This is a genomic window from Neptuniibacter sp. QD29_5 (assembly GCF_047778125.1).
Classification (GTDB): domain Bacteria; phylum Pseudomonadota; class Gammaproteobacteria; order Pseudomonadales; family Balneatricaceae; genus Neptuniibacter.
This window is the reverse complement of record NZ_CP180556.1, coordinates 2,444,333-2,460,376: the sequence shown is the minus strand read 5'-3', so window position 1 is coordinate 2,460,376 and position 16,044 is coordinate 2,444,333. Positions and strand designations below refer to the sequence as shown.

12 protein-coding genes are annotated in these 16,044 nt (G+C 41.8%); 7 read left to right on the top strand and 5 right to left on the bottom strand.

Annotated elements, in window-relative coordinates; translation table 11 throughout:
• Nucleotides 1–56: 56 nt before the first annotated feature.
• The gene (locus tag ACMXYR_RS11660) at nucleotides 57–389 is read right to left on the bottom strand and encodes a HopJ type III effector protein (protein ID WP_415898855.1); all 333 of its coding nucleotides are present in this window, start codon (nucleotides 387–389) and stop codon (nucleotides 57–59) included.
• Between the two features lie 221 nt (nucleotides 390–610).
• Here ACMXYR_RS11660 and ACMXYR_RS11655 point away from each other — a divergent pair, with 221 nt between their 5' ends.
• On the top strand, nucleotides 611–874 hold the full coding sequence (locus tag ACMXYR_RS11655; protein WP_415885375.1) for a hypothetical protein: 264 nt from the start codon (nucleotides 611–613) through the stop codon (nucleotides 872–874).
• Between the two features lie 48 nt (nucleotides 875–922).
• Here the strand turns inward: ACMXYR_RS11655 and ACMXYR_RS11650 are convergent, their stop codons facing one another.
• Together ACMXYR_RS11650 and metG are read right to left on the bottom strand one after the other, a co-directional pair.
• Nucleotides 923–1,168: a TIGR02647 family protein gene (locus ACMXYR_RS11650; RefSeq protein WP_415881899.1), complete on the bottom strand. Its 246-nt coding sequence runs from the start codon at nucleotides 1,166–1,168 to the stop codon at nucleotides 923–925.
• 250 nt (nucleotides 1,169–1,418) lie between these two features.
• Entirely contained in the window at nucleotides 1,419–3,464 is a 2,046-nt protein-coding gene (gene metG / locus ACMXYR_RS11645; protein WP_415901715.1) for a methionine--tRNA ligase, read from the bottom strand.
• Between the two features lie 412 nt (nucleotides 3,465–3,876).
• Between metG and ACMXYR_RS11640 the strand changes: the two genes are divergently transcribed.
• Both ACMXYR_RS11640 and trmA read left to right on the top strand, forming a co-directional pair.
• Nucleotides 3,877–5,136: an HDOD domain-containing protein gene (locus tag ACMXYR_RS11640; protein ID WP_415901714.1), complete on the top strand. Its 1,260-nt coding sequence runs from the start codon at nucleotides 3,877–3,879 to the stop codon at nucleotides 5,134–5,136.
• 86 nt (nucleotides 5,137–5,222) lie between these two features.
• Entirely contained in the window at nucleotides 5,223–6,311 is a 1,089-nt protein-coding gene (trmA, locus tag ACMXYR_RS11635) for a tRNA (uridine(54)-C5)-methyltransferase TrmA (RefSeq protein WP_415901713.1), read from the top strand.
• 19 nt (nucleotides 6,312–6,330) lie between these two features.
• Here the strand turns inward: trmA and ACMXYR_RS11630 are convergent, their stop codons facing one another.
• Both ACMXYR_RS11630 and ACMXYR_RS11625 read right to left on the bottom strand, forming a co-directional pair.
• A complete protein-coding gene (locus ACMXYR_RS11630) occupies nucleotides 6,331–8,712 on the bottom strand; it encodes an EAL domain-containing protein (protein WP_415901712.1) in 2,382 nt (793 codons plus the stop codon).
• Nucleotides 8,713–8,726: 14 nt separating this feature from the next.
• Nucleotides 8,727–9,773, bottom strand: coding sequence for an ABC transporter substrate-binding protein (locus tag ACMXYR_RS11625; RefSeq protein WP_415901711.1), 1,047 nt, complete (start codon nucleotides 9,771–9,773; stop codon nucleotides 8,727–8,729).
• A gap of 391 nt (nucleotides 9,774–10,164) precedes the next feature.
• Here ACMXYR_RS11625 and ACMXYR_RS11620 point away from each other — a divergent pair, with 391 nt between their 5' ends.
• The 4 genes from ACMXYR_RS11620 (at nucleotide 10,165) to dcd (ending at nucleotide 16,035) form a co-directional block, all read left to right on the top strand.
• Entirely contained in the window at nucleotides 10,165–13,617 is a 3,453-nt protein-coding gene (locus ACMXYR_RS11620) for an acyl-[ACP]--phospholipid O-acyltransferase (RefSeq protein WP_415901710.1), read from the top strand.
• 203 nt (nucleotides 13,618–13,820) lie between these two features.
• Nucleotides 13,821–14,915, top strand: a complete 1,095-nt coding sequence (apbC, locus tag ACMXYR_RS11615; protein WP_415901709.1) for an iron-sulfur cluster carrier protein ApbC — start codon at nucleotides 13,821–13,823, stop codon at nucleotides 14,913–14,915.
• Nucleotides 14,916–15,147: 232 nt separating this feature from the next.
• Nucleotides 15,148–15,327, top strand: coding sequence for a hypothetical protein (locus tag ACMXYR_RS11610; RefSeq protein WP_415881890.1), 180 nt, complete (start codon nucleotides 15,148–15,150; stop codon nucleotides 15,325–15,327).
• 141 nt (nucleotides 15,328–15,468) lie between these two features.
• The gene (gene dcd / locus ACMXYR_RS11605; protein ID WP_415885367.1) at nucleotides 15,469–16,035 is read left to right on the top strand and encodes a dCTP deaminase; all 567 of its coding nucleotides are present in this window, start codon (nucleotides 15,469–15,471) and stop codon (nucleotides 16,033–16,035) included.
• Nucleotides 16,036–16,044: the final 9 nt, after the last annotated feature.

The window sequence follows — 16,044 nt, the reverse complement described above, 5'->3', positions numbered from 1 at the left end:
CTAACTGAAACAGCGCAGGTATTTAAAGCACCCCATTCAGGGGTGCTTTTTTAACTTTATGATAGAGCTGATCCGCTGAATGAAATACCTTCCCAACCCGTTTTCATGAAGTTACGAATATTTCCATGATCATCGCCTTCGGGTGTATTTAATACGTCCTGATAAAAACGGCCGAAGCAGCGTAACGTTTGTTCTTTGTCTAAATTGTTTAATTGTGCAAATGCAAAGATCTTACAGCTACCTTCATTTTGCCCGACCTCATTCTGAACATCGCCATTAGAGAAAGCTGTCGGCGAAAATTCATAGTTATCTGAGATCACTTGCATAGTGTCTTCAAAATCAAGTTCAGGGTTGTTACCCAGTTGCTGAAGAAATTCATTTAGGGTCATTTTTATGCCTTCTAATTCAAGTGTTATCTGCAGTTGGATATTAGAGTGCTGTTTAATTTTTGCAATAGTTTGATCTCAATCAGCCTTGCTTGATCTTTATCCATTCACGAATACCGGAACTGGCTATTTGATTTACACTGAAAGTGCCAAGGTTAGAAAAACCTTTAGGCAAGGATGTACAAGAATGTACTTAGGTTTCAATGAGGAAGAGGTGTTTAGCCATGTTAACTTATCAAGAGTGTTTGGAAATGAGCGGCCTATCTGCATCTGAAGTAGACGCGATTGCTGAGCATGAACATGTTGACCCTATCATAGCTATGGCGATGGGTAACTATTTGGTAGAACACCAAGGTGAGAAGCTTATTAAGCGTATTATTTTGGATGACATCACTAAGGCTGAAAGGAAAGGTGATGATGAACATGCAGCTTTGCTACGTAGAGTTATGGAGCACTTTATAGCTACTCATCCAGATGCTGGTCTCTGAGGCATTAACAAATAGATAAAGGGCTGGAAGGCCCTTTATTTTTGTGAACTATAAGCGACTTTCGGTCAATAGTATGGTCAATAGCGTTTGGCTGTTTTCAGCTGCGTCGTGCCCTAATGGTGTTAAATATCCACCATCGGTTTGCGTGACTAAACCTTTATCAAATAGGCGCTGTGTAGCAGCAATAATCTCGGGTTTAGCGGAGGAGTGAACTTTAATACCTTCTTGCGTTGTATCGAGGTTAAACATATTCAATACATTCAATTCTTGCATGATCTCTTCGTTATACGGCATATCTGCTCCTGAAAAAAATCGTCGGTATCTAAGGTGTGTTAGCCAATCTTTAATGTTTAGCAAAAGACCTTATCCAACAGCATAGACCTTCTTGCTTTGAAATATAACCCTTTAATTTCAATGAAAAAGAAATTGGGTGGCTAAGTTGTTGTGAAGTGATAAAACTTGAAGAAATTGAAGATTAAAGGGCGAGGGAAAGTGTATTGAGAGCGGAAAGAAAAAAGGGGCAGAATGACTGCCCCTTATTGAATTACTTAATGCGCATACCTGGTTGTGCACCTTCGTCTGGATTGAGGATCCATAGATCTTCACCTCCAGGGCCCGCTGCCAGAACCATACCTTCGGAAACACCGAACTTCATCTTTCTAGGAGCAAGGTTAGCAACCATCACGGTTAGTTTGCCTTCTAGATCTTCAGGAGCATATGCGGATTTAATGCCTGCAAAGACATTACGTGTTTCACCACCTAAATCTAGCGTTAACTGTAGAAGTTTATTCGCGCCTTTAACATGTTCTGCTTTGGCGATGCGTACAACACGCAGATCGACTTTAGCAAAATCTGGGAACTCGATTGTATCGGCAATTGGCTCGTCAGCTAATGGGCCTTTATCTGCTTTGGAGCTTTGCTCCGTTGCAGCAGCGAGTGCGGCCAAGACTTCTTTAGTCTCTTCGATAATTGCGTTTACTTTGTCTTCTTCTACACGCTGCATCAGCGGTTTGAACTTATTGATCTTATGGCTAAGTAGAGGTGCTTCAATAGCATCCCATGCCATATTCTCAACATTTAGGAAAGCTTGAGCTTCTTCTGCAACTTGCGGAAGTACTGGCGCAAGGTAAGTCAGAATGACACGGAACAGGTTGATACCCATTGAACAGCAATCTTGTACCGCTTGCTCCTGACCTTCTTGTTTAGCAAGTACCCAAGGTTCAGCGTTGTCGATGTACTGGTTAGCTTTATCAGCAAGCGCCATAATTTCACGCATCGCTTTGCCGAATTCACGGTTCTCGTATGCGTTAGCGATACTTTCACCTGCAGCGACAGCTTCTTGGTATAGCGCAGGCTCAGATAGAGCAGGTGCCATTTCACCATCGAACTTCTTCTTGATAAAGCCAGCACAGCGAGAAGCGATGTTGATAACTTTGTTGACCAAGTCTGCGTTTACACGCATACGGAAGTCTTCAAGGTTAAGATCGATATCATCGATGCCTGAGCTTAACTTAGCTGCAAAGTAGTAACGCAGGTATTCAGGGCGGAGATGCTTAAGGTAAGTCTCAGCCATGATGAACGTGCCGCGAGACTTAGACATCTTTTGACCATCAACGGTTAAGAAACCGTGACAGAAAACTCCTGTTGGCTTACGGAAACCTGCACCTTCTAGCATTGCTGGCCAGAATAGGGTGTGGAAGTAAGCGATATCTTTGCCGATAAAGTGGTATAGCTCAGTTTCTGATGATTCAGACCAGTATTCGTCAAAATCGACACCGTTCTTATCACACCAGTTTTTAAAGCTGGCCATGTAACCGATAGGAGCATCTAGCCATACGTAGAAGTATTTGCCCGGAGCATCTGGGATTTCGAAACCCCAGTAAGGTGCATCGCGGGAGATATCCCAGTTTTGTAAGCCTGATTCAAACCACTCATTCAGTTTATGAATCATCTGTTCCTGAACATGGTTGTCTACCCAGTTACGTAAGAACGATTCGAAATCACCTAGTTTGAAGAAGTAGTGCTCGGACTCTTTTTCAATTGGTTTCGCACCAGAAACAGCGGAGTATGCATTTTTTAATTCAACAGGGCTGTAGGTGGCACCACATTTTTCACAGGAATCGCCATACTGATCTGGTTCGCCGCACTTAGGGCAATCACCCTTAACGAAACGGTCAGGAAGAAACATCTCTTTTTCTGGGTCATACGCCTGAGTGATGGTCTTTTTAGCAATATGACCGCCATCACGTAAAGCTGTGTAGATCTTCGAGGAGAAATGCTGGTTTTCAGGTGAATGGGTAGAGTGATAGTTATCAAAACCAACCATAAAGCCAGAGAAGTCACGCTGGTGCTCTTCGCTTACTTTATCGATCAATTCTTGCGGTGAAATACCCATCTGATCAGCTTTAAGCATAATTGGCGTGCCGTGAGCATCATCAGCACAAACATATGTACATTGATGGCCACGTTGCTTCTGGAAGCGAACCCAGATATCAGTCTGGATATATTCCACCAAATGACCAAGATGGATAGGGCCATTAGCATACGGAAGGGCGCTTGTTACAAGAATTTTGCGTTTGCTGTCAGTCATGATCTGCCTGAAAACCTAAAATCATTAAAAAAATAGACCGCAGATTCTACGCGTTTTGGACGATTTTATGAACAGTTAAAGTTCTGTTAACTGTAGAAGGAGTGTTTTTTAAGAATAGGCGAAAATTCGTGGAGATTTACCTGTTCGGAGCATTGAAAAACAGACTTGTGAACAACAATTTTTCGCTAACAATGAACTACTTTAGAACATCAGGCTACAAGCAGAGTTGTTGAAATAAATATAACCCTACAAAAATTAGGAAAAATGCCCATACTTAAGTAAGCTGTATCGACTGTTCGGTCTGCAGGGATACATGGAGTTTTAGCAGGCGGTGTTGGTTAAGGGAGATGTAAACTCTTAGGAACACAGGGTCATTAATGTACAGATCCCGTGTTCAGCCAAAAGTGATTTTATGCATACAAACAATGCAGAGCTGGATAAGGCTCTGTTTCTCTGTTCTGACAAATCGGATGCTGAAGCTTATTTAAGCGAACTAAAAAGTTTTTTAAATTACGCAGTCACATTGGTCCCGGATTGGGAGCAGTTGCTTACATTTGCACAGCAGGAAACCTACGCCATTATCTTGCTTAACCTAGGTAGCCTTAAAGCAGAAGATGAATTAGTTCACCTTAAAACTCTTATCGATATACAACCAGGCTCAATGAGAGTGGGTCTTTATAAGCCTATGAGTATGTCTACACGAGTCGCATTTTCTGAATGTTGTCATCGACTTTATCCCTTAGACATCGAGCCAGCGCAATTAGGTGAAGGAATATCTGAGAGTGCGAGAGCACAACGAATTCTAGGGCAAGATAAAGTGCGTGAGCTTGTGGGGAGTGTTAAGGTTTTACCTTCTCTGCCTGATATCTATGTAGAGCTCAACGAGGCCTTATCTTCTCCAAAAAGTAATGCTCGTATAATTGCAGGAATTATCGAAAAAGATATGGCGATGGCTGCCAAAATCTTACAATTGGTTAATTCGGCGTGTTTTGTTTTAGAGCGGAATATAAGTAGCCTGCAAGAAGCGGTGTCTTTGCTTGGTGTGCGTGAAGTTCGGGATTTGGTGCTAACTAACAAGGTATTCGAACATTTTCCTCAGGATGGACGTTGGAGTAGCTTTGCATTTGACCATATTCGGGACCGCTCTGTTCTAGTTGCCGGTTTAGCACGTGAGATCTGTCGTACAGTAAAAGCGTCACCAGTTGTAACTGATCAAGCATTTTTAGCAGCACTTTTACAAGATTTCGGTATGTTGATCTTCGCAACCCATGATCCTGAAGGCTATCAAAAGGTTATGCAGGAGGCGACAGATCTTAATCAGCCTTTATATGCAGTTGAGAAAATGCGTATGGGGGTTAGTCATACAGAAGCTGGTGCATATTTATTATCGCTTTGGAATATTTCTCCTGCCGTTATTGAAACTGTTCTGTTTCATCATTTCCCTTCATCTAGCAAATCTGATGATTTCTCGGCACTAACTGCTGTGCATGTTGCGGACGCTATTTTACCTAATGTGACCAACGTGCTTGGATGTCAGATTTCTAGTCGTCTGAGTTATCACTATTTGGAGCGTTTGGGGTTGGAAGATAAAGTAAATCATTGGCAGCAATTGGCGAGTCGCTATAAATTTTCTCATCCAGGTTGCGGAGGGGTGAAGAGTAGTTTTGCCTAACTTATCATCCTGCTAGAATACGCATCTTTATCAAGGGAGGATTTATCCCCCTTTTCTCTGTTTTAAGTTCTTTGTTTGAGGCATGAATGTCTATCTCTGTTGTTGAACCCGAAAAGTACCAAGCGCAATTAGCAGTTAAAAAAGCAGCAACTGCTGAACAGTTTGCTGATTTTGATTTGCCAGAGATAGAGGTGTTTGAATCGCCAAAAAGTCACTATCGTATGCGTTGTGAGTTTCGTGTTTGGCACGAAGATGATGACCTTTACTATGTGATGTTTGAAAAGGGTAATAAACATGCTCGTATTCGTATAGACCACTGTCCAATGGTGTCTAAACGAATTGAAGAAGTTATGTTTAATTTGCTTGAAGACATTCGACCAAATGAGGTGTTGCGTCGAAAACTGTTTCAAATCGATTTCCTCAGTACCTTAAGTGGCGAGCTGCTGGTAACTTTGCTTTACCATCGTCCTATCGATGAGACATGGACTGAAGCTGCGCGTGAACTTAAAGAGAAATATAACATTCAGCTAATCGGCCGCTCGCGCAAAACTAAAATTCTATTGGATCAAGATTTTGTAATCGAAAAGCTTGATATCAATGGCCGCGATTATATCTATAAGCAGGTCGAAAATAGTTTCTCTCAACCAAACGGCGAAGTGTGCCGCCATATGATCTCTTGGGCATTGGATGCTACGCAAAATGCCGGTGGAGATATGGTTGAGTTATATTGCGGTAACGGCAATTTTACGCTGCCAATGGCGCAAAATTTCAGACGCGTTGTTGCGACTGAAATATCGAAAACATCTGTAAGAGCAGCTCAATTTAATATTGAGGAAAACAACATTGATAACGTTGATGTGGTTCGAATTAGTTCAGAAGAGTTTTCTCAAGTATTAAGTGGTGCAGTAGAGAAACGACGTACTAAAGATCTTGGGTTGAACGAATGTAACTTTACAACGGTCTTGGTCGATCCACCGCGTTCTGGTCTAGATAATGATACGGTTAAGCAAGTTCAAGAGTATGATAATATTCTGTATATCTCTTGTAACCCAGATACATTGGCTGATAACTTAAAAGTTATCACGCAAACACATGAGTTAAAGCGCTTTGCGATTTTTGATCAGTTCCCTTATACCGATCATCTTGAGTGTGGTGTGTATTTAAGTCGCCGTTAAAGAACCAATGTAAACGTTCTTAACGTTTAGGTGAAACCACAATTTTCTCATGGGCTTCTTGTTGAAGGGAGGCCCATTTATCCTCAAATTCTTTTACGTTAAGGGGTTTAGAAAAGTAGTATCCCTGAGCGTACACTTTTCTTTCAATTCTACGAAGAGCTGTTAATTGCTCTTGGGTTTCAATACCTTCGGCAATGACCTCTAGCCGCATACTTTTACTCATTTGAATAATCGCTTCGACTAGGCCGTGGTAAGCCCCTTTATCAGTGCAGTTACTGATAAAAGAGCGATCTATTTTTAGTATATCTAGTGGGAATTTCATCAGATAGCTTAAAGCAGAAAAGCCGGTACCAAAGTCATCTATGGCAATCTTACAGCCAAGTGAACCAAGTTCTTTGAATATGCGTTGGTTTGCCTGATTATCAAGCAGTAACAGGCTTTCTGTAATCTCGATTAAGAGATTTGCTGGAGGTATTTGATGTTCTTCGATTGCAGTTTTAATACAGTGGATAAATTGGCTGGACTGAAACTGCTGTATGGATACATTTACAGATAAGTAAAAATTCGGCTTTAACTTTTCACGCCAGAGGGCCTGTTGTTGGCAGGCTTGTTGTATGCACCACTCTCCAATAGGCACGATTAAGCCGGTTTCTTCGGCAATGGGAATAAACTCGCTTGGAGAGATAAGTTCTGTACCGTTGCGAAGTCTTAATAAAGCTTCTGCGCCGGTGAGTTGGGCATTTTTAAGGTTGAAGATAGGCTGGTAATGCAGCTCCAGTAATTGATCATCAATCGCTCTACGTAATAGCGCTTCTATCTTAGCCCGTTGTTGAATATGTTGATTATGCTCCTGTGTGTAAAAGGCATAACGGCAACGCCCCCCCTCTTTTGCTCGGTACATGGCGATATCTGCATTTTGTACTAACGTGGTTGGATTGTCGGCATCGGAAGGGAACATGGAAATACCCACTGACGCAGAAATATAGATATCACTTGCCGCTAAATGAAAGCTTTCTTCTAGTTTACTGACTATCCGACTGGCTATTTCTTCAGCTTTTTCTGGAGACTGGAGGTTTTGAAGTATTACTGCAAACTCATCTCCACCTAATCGAGCGATGTGGTCATCATTACGTAACTGAGAGCTAATGCGTTTGGTTGCTGCGCATATTAGTTTGTCACCGACGTGGTGACCGAAGGTGTCGTTGACTGCTTTGAAATGATCCAAGTCTATAAAAAATAGAGCAAAAGGACTTTGACATTCTTGCCTGTTTTCAAATAGTGATTGCAGGTGCTTTTGGAATTGATTGCGATTTGCTATGCCTGAAAGGGCGTCGGTATTGGCCTGATATTCCAGTTCACTCCTTGCCTGATTAAGGCTGGTGACATCAGTAATGACGGCTAATGCTCCTGGATAGGAGTCACTGGCGGAAAGGGTTGCATCCATCAGGACTTCCATTTTCTGCCCTGACTTGGTTTTGATATTAATAGGGTATTCGGCTAAGTTCCCCTTCAGCCACAGAGTTTGAATACAGTCTTTTATTTGGTTTGTATCTTTTTGATCATAGAGAAAGTGGCTTAACATATGGCCGACAATTTCCCTTCGATCATAACCTAGATTTTGCAGGAAATAATCACTGGCATCTTTGATCATGCCTTGCTGATCAAAACTGAAAATTAGCGATGGTGTCGAGTGGTACAGCGTTCTTAGGCGTGATTCACTTTTTTTTAGGCGAAGGTGATGTTCTTCAATGTTATTTTGCATATCGTTAAATGCACTGGCAATTTCGCCTAACTCATCATTAGATGTGTGTTGCACTTTCGCAAAAAAAGCATCGCCTTTGCTACTTTTTATAGCCTGCAGTATGGCCTGTATAGGTCCACCCAATAATTTATAATAAATAAGCCATACGGTGGTTAGCAGCGTTATAACCATGACTAATAGGGTGATTAGGGTTTCGTTTAAAGCACGTTGTTGATTGGCTTGTAAACGGGTATTACCAACCATAATTATCATCGTGCCAGCTTGTTGGGTGATATGGGCATTGCTATAGATAATTGGAGCTTCTAGGGTGAAGGCGATATCCACATGCCCCAATTCATCAGATTGTTGTTCATATACAATGTTATTACTTTCATCCCGAACTTCGACTTTCAGCAAATCCGGGTCGAGCATCATTGAACCAACAATATTTTGTAAAATTTTCGTATTAAAGTTCCATAGGGGTATAGCCAAACTGGCGGGTAAGCTCTGAAGACTGTCTTTTTTTTCCTGTAGCTGCTGCTCAAGCTGCTGTGAGGTTTGGTATGCAGAAAAGCCAAAGGAAATTAATAAAGCGATCAATGCTCCAGGTATTAATACCAGAAGTAATTTAGCTTGCAGTGATCGTAAGTGAGATAGCATGTACGACCTTATTTTTATTGTGTGATAGAACTGAATACTTTTTCTAAGGAAAAGTCATAGTTGCTAGATTTATCTTCATTGGAAATAGAAAATTGGGTGAAATCAATTTTATTCCATTGCTCATTACCTAGATGAGATAAGTATAGATCGATGTTGGTTTTATCAATGCCTTGCATCTGAAAGCGGATATCACCTATAGGCGTATAAACCCCTTTGAGTTGCTGTTGATGGTAATCGTGTAGTAATACCATAGCCCAGGCGCCACCAAGGAAATGCCCTCCGTCGGTTAATAGCATTTCCCCGTTTTTCACTAGCTTAAGACCTTCTGAGGACCAGTTAAGTCCGACTAAGCATACATCTTCTCCAGCTTTTAAATTATGCGCCTCTAATGCTGCCTTTGCGCCAAAAGCGATAGGATCATTTGCAGCCCAGATTACAGAGGGGGTTATCTGATTTTGTTGTGCCCAATGCAGATATTTCAGTGTCAGTCGCTCAGCATCTTTCTGGTTCCAATTGGCATACAGAAAACGATCTAGTTTTAACTCGTTGTGCTGTTTAATGACAGAGAGGGCTCCTTCGTTACGGCCAATTGAGGCTGGTGTGAGCTGATCGCCGCCAATTGCCAGAACATGATAGGGTTTCTGATGCTGTTTTTGTTTGGCGCAGTGTAATAGCGCAGTCATCATGCGTTTTCCCGCAGTAAAGTAATCGGGGGTGATGGCGCCTAGAAGATTTGGGTACTTACCGCCGGGAAAACCTACGCGATTTCTTTGCTTTGGTAAAAAGTCACTTAGTAGCATAAGTGTTTTTATATTTTTTTCTGCAGCCGCTAGTAAAATTTTTTCAGCGGCCTGTTCTTCATTAACCAGAATCAGATAATCAGGGGGGATTTCTCGCTGAGTGGCTTTAATACCTAAAGTAGCCATATGTACGCGGTTGCGTTCAGCGTATATGACTTCAAGATTAATATTAAAATCATGGGCTGCCGCTTGCATCGTCTCCGTAACCATATCCCAAAACCTTTCTCCCTGTTTACCAGGATTGATGAAGGTTACGTTCATTGCAGAAGCCTGAAATGAGCATAAGACTAAGTATATGATTGTTAGAGATTTACTGAACGAAGTTATCATTTTTATTTACCGTTCAAAACATCAGTATGGATCTATTCTGCCTTTAAAAGTAGGGACAATACAATTATTTTATGGCGGTACTTTGGTAGGCAGTGTTATGTCATAAAAATAATGTTTTTTATTAGAGACTGTTAGGGATTATCGGTTATTTTCACCAGAAGTATTAAATATCGCTACTTCTATTGTAGTTCCAAATGTTAAGAATCGGATCTTATATATTTCTAGTATCTCGGTTTGTGGTGAACAGCCGTTCTTAAAAGATAGAGCAGACTACTTCTCTGTATTCTGCTAAAAAGCATGCGGAATTGGGTTGGAGAGCAACATGAAAGACTTACTTAAAATAAATGGATTTATTGCCTTTGTTTGCGTGGCATTTATCAATGCATTTGTAGACTTAGGGCATAAAATTGTTATCCAAAATACCCTGTTCAAAGCCTATGAAGGCGACCTACAAATTTTACTGACCGCAGTTGTGAATGGCTTAATCCTATTACCATTTATTATGTTGTTTACCCCCTCTGGTTTTCTTGCCGATAAATATCCTAAGAACAATGTCATGCGCTTATCTGCATGGGGTGCAGTTGGCATAACCTTGTTAATAACTGCTTGTTATTACATGGGGTTATTTATTCCTGCGTTTGCGCTTACCTTCATTCTTGCTTTGCAAAGTGCATTCTACTCACCGGCTAAGTATGGCTATATCAAAGAGATGGTGGGGACAAATAATCTAAGTGAAGGTAATGCTTGGATTCAGTCTGTCACCATGATCGCAATCCTTAGCGGAATTGTGGTGTTTTCATTGCTATTTGAAATGCGCTTAGAAGGTCTGACTGAAATAACACCAGAGCAAAGCCTGATTCTAAATGCGCCGTTGGGGTGGATTTTAGTCGCTGGTGCTTTGGTTGAGTTATATCTTGCATATCAATTACCGCAGTTACGTGAAACTGATCAGACTGCAAAGTTTGATAAATCGGCTTATCTAAAAGGTAAGACGCTTAAAAACAACATTCAGTTGTTACAAGGTAAACGCCCAATCTGGCTAGCAATTATTGGTTTGTCCCTGTTTTGGTCTATTAGCCAAGTTATGTTGGCTGTATTTCCAGCATTTGCAGAAGAGCACCTACAGCAGAGTAATACATTTGTGATTCAAGGCACTATGGCTCTTGCAGGTGTAGGCATATTGTTAGGTTCAATTTTGGTTGGGCGCTTTTCTAAACATTACATCAATGTCGGTTTGATCCCTGTGGGCGCTACCGGTGTAGCGGTAGGTTTAATCTTACTGCCACAACTTAGCTCTATGTGGATGCAATCCGCGGTGTTCTTCGCAATTGGCTTGTTTGGCGCGTTAATGTGTGTGCCATTGAATGCTTTGATTCAGTTTCATGCCAGTGAATCAGAAAGTGGACGTGTATTAGCAGGTAGTAACTTTATTCAAAACCTTATGATGCTTGGTTTCCTAGCGATGACAGTAGTCTTCGCCTGGAACAGTGTTGATGGGGTGTGGCTTCTATTCCTTCTGGCTGTGATTGGTGTTGTAGGTGCAGTGTTTGCGATTGTTACTTTGCCACAGGCATTTATCCGTTTACTGGTGATGATGTTGTTTCGTCGTAAGTACAAACTTCAGGTCTTAGGTTTTGAGAACTTACCTGAGTCCGGTAAAGGAACACTTTTGCTGGGTAATCACATTAGTTGGTTGGATTGGGCGATCATTCAGATGGCTTGTCCACGCCATATCCATTTTGTAATGGAACGAAGCATCTATGAGCGTTGGTATCTACGTTGGTTCTTGGATATCTATAAAGTTATTCCTATCTCAAAGGGTAAGAGTCGTCAGGCATTGGAGCAGGTGGGGGAACTTATCAGTGCAGGCGAAGTGGTTTGTCTTTTCCCTGAAGGCGCTATTAGTCACTTAGGCCAGTTAGGTGAGTTTAAGCGTGGTTTTGAAAGAGCCTGTGTCGATGCCCAAGGTGTGATTGTTCCTTTCTATATGCGGGGTTTGTGGGGTAGTCGTTTCTCTCGCTCGACCGACAAAATGAAAGAGATTCGTAACGAATCTGGAAAGCGTGATGTCACTGTAGCGTTTGGTGCTCAGATGCCTATCATCAGTACCGCAGCAGAAGTGAAGAAAAAGGTTTTTGAGCTATCGATCCATACATGGGATCAATACACACAAACGTTGGAGACAATCCCACAAGCCTTTGTTCGCAGTATGAAGTCGTCGCGTTCAGGTTACGCCATCGCCGATGTTGATGGTGGTCCGGTTAGTCAAACCAAGTTATTAACCGCCTGTGCTTTGTTTAAAAAGCGTATAGCCCGAACTGAAGGTGAAAATATTGGTTTGTTGGTACCAACATCAAGTGCCGGTGCTATTGCGAATATTGCTTCATTGATGGCAGGTAAAACTGTTGTAAATCTTAACTTCACAGCGCCTATGCCTGCTGTTCAATCTTCTCTGGAGCAAGCTGAGGTACAAACGATTGTTACGGCGAAGAAGTTTGTTAAAAAATTAAATGCTCGCGGTATCGATATTGAGAGTCTTTTTGAAGGCCGTCGTGTGCTTTACATGGAAGATATTAAAGCTGAAATAAGCAAACTGGAGGCTATATTCACATTAGGTTTGGTTAGTCTTACACCGACCTTCATTTTGCAAACACTATTATGTAAACCTTCTGAGCTTGAAGATACGGCGGCGATTTTGTTCTCCTCTGGAAGTGAAGGAGCACCTAAAGGGGTTATGCTTAGCCATCGTAATATTATGGCTAACCTACGACAGACAGCTGATGTTCTTAATGTGCGAGATGATGACTGCATTATGGCAACCTTGCCGTTATTTCATGCATTCGGCTTAACTGTGACTTGTTTTATGCCATTGATCGAAGATATGCCGGTAGTTTGTCACCCAGACCCAACCGATGCTGTGAAAATCGGAAAAGGAGTAGCGCGCTACAAAGCCACGCTTATGTGCGCAACGTCGACATTTATGCGACTTTACGCGCGTAATAAACGTGTTCACCCATTGATGTTCCAATCACTTCGTACTGTGGTTGCAGGCGCTGAGAAACTAGATCCTAAAGTACGTGATCTATTTGAAAGTAAGTTCCATGTACCAGTCGTTGAAGGCTATGGCTCAACAGAGACTACGCCGGTTGCTAGTACTAATCTGCCAGATTCATTAGATACGGATTGGTGGTCTGTTCAGGTTGGTAATAAACCGGGAACAGTCGGTATGGCACTACCTGGATCAACGTTCCGTATTGTTGATCCTGATACACTTGAAGAACTACCAACAGGTGAAGATGGCTTGATCCTGATCGGTGGTACTCAGATTATGCAAGGTTATCTTAATAACCGTGAGAAGACTGAAGCTGCTGTTGTCGAGATGGATGGTCTACGTTGGTACCTTAGTGGCGATAAAGGTCATGTTGATGAAGATGGCTTCCTGACTATTGTTGACCGTTATAGTCGTTTTGCCAAAATTGGCGGAGAAATGGTGAGCTTAACTTCTGTTGAAGGGCAAGTTAGAGAGTTGTTGAATGCACCTGAGTTACCACTGGTGGCAGTGAACTTAGCCGATAACAAAAAAGGTGAAAAGGTTATCTTGTTGGTTGAAGGTGACCATGATTCTTCTGAAATGAGAAATCAGCTAATAGAAGGTGGAATGCCTCCATTAACGCTGCCTTCAGAAATTTATGCAGTACCCGAAGTACCAGTGCTTGGTAGCGGTAAAACAGATTTTTGTAGTGCGAAAACATTGGCGGAGCAATGTGCAGACTAAAGTAAATATTATCGATATTGTTTATTGGTATTCATGGAAAGTGTCTCCTTTCTTACTGCTAAATAAGGGGGGCGTTATAGGGAAAAGTCTGGACAGCAAAAGTATTAAAATGCATTATTCCCACTAAATTACTCGGTTATTTTTGATAAGCGTCATAATAGGCTTGTTCCGAGTTAAGTAAGAAATTTTTAGGCGGTATAAAAGTGTCAAATATTGAAGCGCAAATTAACCAAATATTAGGTCAGTATCAGGATGAGGTTGCAGCAACAGATCTGGTATCTGCTGGTTTTGTAAAGGCAATTAAAGCAGAAGGATCAACAGCTGGCGTTGAGTTAGTATTAAGCTACCCATCCAAAGGTGTCGCTTCGAAATTACAAGCGGATCTGCAAGTAAAATTATTAGAGATTGATGGCTTAGATAAGTGTGATGTTACAGTGGGCCACAATATAGCGGCCAGCCCAAGCCAAAACAGCATTCCAGTTATGGAAGGCGTTAAAAATGTTATTGCGGTTGCTTCGGGTAAAGGTGGTGTTGGTAAATCAACAACTACAGTGAACTTGGCGCTTGCTATGGCGGCAGAGGGAGCTAAAGTCGGGGTTTTGGATGCTGATATCTACGGCCCTAGTCAGGGCATGATGCTAGGTGTTGCAGAAGGTGTACGTCCTCAGCCTTATGATGAAAAAACATTTAACCCTGTAGAAGCTCATGGCCTTCAATCTATGTCAATGAGTTATCTGATTGAAGATAATACCGCTATGGTGTGGCGTGGCCCGATGGCTGCTGGTGCATTACAGCAATTACTAACACAGACACGTTGGCAGGATCTTGATTATCTATTTATTGATATGCCACCGGGTACCGGTGATATTCAATTAACGCTGTCTCAAAAGGTACCTGTTTCTGGTGCAGTGATTGTTACAACACCACAGGATATCGCTCTGCTTGATGCCAAAAAAGGTATCGAGATGTTCCGTAAGGTTGATATCAACGTATTGGGTATTGTAGAAAATATGAGTACTCATATTTGTAGCCAATGCGGTCACGCAGAAGCTATTTTTGGTGATGGTGGTGGTGCTGAGATTGCTGAACTGTACGAAACAGAATTATTAGGGAAGCTACCGCTAGCACTCACGATTCGTAAACAAGCTGATTCAGGTGCGCCAACTGTGGCTGCTGACCCTGAAAGTGAGCATGCGCAGATTTATCGTACGGTAGCACGTACGCTTGCTGCGCGACTTGCGAAGCATAACGCGGATAATGATATCCGTGTTCCATCTATTATCGTTGAAGATGATTAGTTGATAGCTTGCTAATTGCGATTCTTTCATAAAGCCCTTTTAAGGGCTTTATTTGTTTCTGTCTTTTCTTATTTTTCGCTTACTGAGTGTCGTTTCTTTTCTCTATTTCACATAAATTGACACTGATCAAATTTTGATCGTTTATTTGGGTGTAATTAGAAAAGAGGTCTACAATTAAAAATTCAAGCTGTATAAATAATGAACACTATAAAAATAAGTAAAGGGATGAACGATGGATTATAGAGCAACCGCAAATATAAAAATGATGAAGCCCAAGCCTTCCGCTTTAACTCGGCGTGAGATGGCCGCAGAACTTCGCCGTCAGGCGAATACACTGCGTGATGAAGGGCAAACAGCAGCTGAATTTTGGTTAGCTGAGCAATATGAGAAGACCGCTAATCTTCTCAACTGAAGTTACCGAAAGAATGTACAGAAATGAATTGAATCCCCCTTCAATCAAAAACGGTCTCAATTGAGGCCGTTTTTTTTGTCCCTTATGCGTAAAAAAGGTACAATTGCCGGCTCGAAATTATCACTCAGATGGAAAGCCAAAATGGGCATTAAAGCAGATAGCTGGATTCGTCGTATGGCGGAAGAGAAAGATATGATTTCACCTTTTGAGCCTGGTCAGGTTCGCGAAGTGGATGGCTCACGCATCGTATCTTATGGTACTTCCAGTTATGGTTATGATGTTCGTTGTGCAAATGAATTTAAGGTTTTCACTAACATCAATTCATCTATCGTAGATCCCAAAGATTTTGATGAAGGTAGCTTTGTCGATATCCAATCGGATGTTTGTATTATTCCACCAAATTCTTTCGCCCTAGCGCGTACTGTTGAGTATTTCAAAATCCCGCGTGATGTATTAACTATTTGCCTAGGCAAAAGTACTTATGCGCGTTGTGGCATCATTGTTAATGTCACACCTTTAGAGCCTGAGTGGGAAGGGCACGTTACCCTAGAGTTTTCGAATACTACGCCATTACCTGCAAAAATTTATGCTAATGAAGGTGTCGCTCAGATGCTATTCCTGCAGGGTGATGAAGTCTGCGAAACATCCTACAAAGACCGTGATGGTAAATATCAAGGTCAAACAGGTGTGGTCGTACCACGTACTTAAGATTTACCT

What these genes read in the sequence shown, in the direction of transcription:
- ACMXYR_RS11660 (WP_415898855.1), bottom strand. Translation starts at nt 389, where the DNA reads ATGACCCTAAATGAATTTCTTCAGCAACTGGGTAACAACCCTGAACTT.
- ACMXYR_RS11655 (WP_415885375.1), top strand. Translation starts at nt 611, where the DNA reads ATGTTAACTTATCAAGAGTGTTTGGAAATGAGCGGCCTATCTGCATCT.
- ACMXYR_RS11650 (WP_415881899.1), bottom strand. Translation starts at nt 1,168, where the DNA reads ATGCCGTATAACGAAGAGATCATGCAAGAATTGAATGTATTGAATATG.
- metG (WP_415901715.1), bottom strand. Translation starts at nt 3,464, where the DNA reads ATGACTGACAGCAAACGCAAAATTCTTGTAACAAGCGCCCTTCCGTAT.
- ACMXYR_RS11640 (WP_415901714.1), top strand. Translation starts at nt 3,877, where the DNA reads ATGCATACAAACAATGCAGAGCTGGATAAGGCTCTGTTTCTCTGTTCT.
- trmA (WP_415901713.1), top strand. Translation starts at nt 5,223, where the DNA reads ATGTCTATCTCTGTTGTTGAACCCGAAAAGTACCAAGCGCAATTAGCA.
- ACMXYR_RS11630 (WP_415901712.1), bottom strand. Translation starts at nt 8,712, where the DNA reads ATGCTATCTCACTTACGATCACTGCAAGCTAAATTACTTCTGGTATTA.
- ACMXYR_RS11625 (WP_415901711.1), bottom strand. Translation starts at nt 9,773, where the DNA reads ATGAACGTAACCTTCATCAATCCTGGTAAACAGGGAGAAAGGTTTTGG.
- ACMXYR_RS11620 (WP_415901710.1), top strand. Translation starts at nt 10,165, where the DNA reads ATGAAAGACTTACTTAAAATAAATGGATTTATTGCCTTTGTTTGCGTG.
- ACMXYR_RS11610 (WP_415881890.1), top strand. Translation starts at nt 15,148, where the DNA reads ATGGATTATAGAGCAACCGCAAATATAAAAATGATGAAGCCCAAGCCT.
- dcd (WP_415885367.1), top strand. Translation starts at nt 15,469, where the DNA reads ATGGGCATTAAAGCAGATAGCTGGATTCGTCGTATGGCGGAAGAGAAA.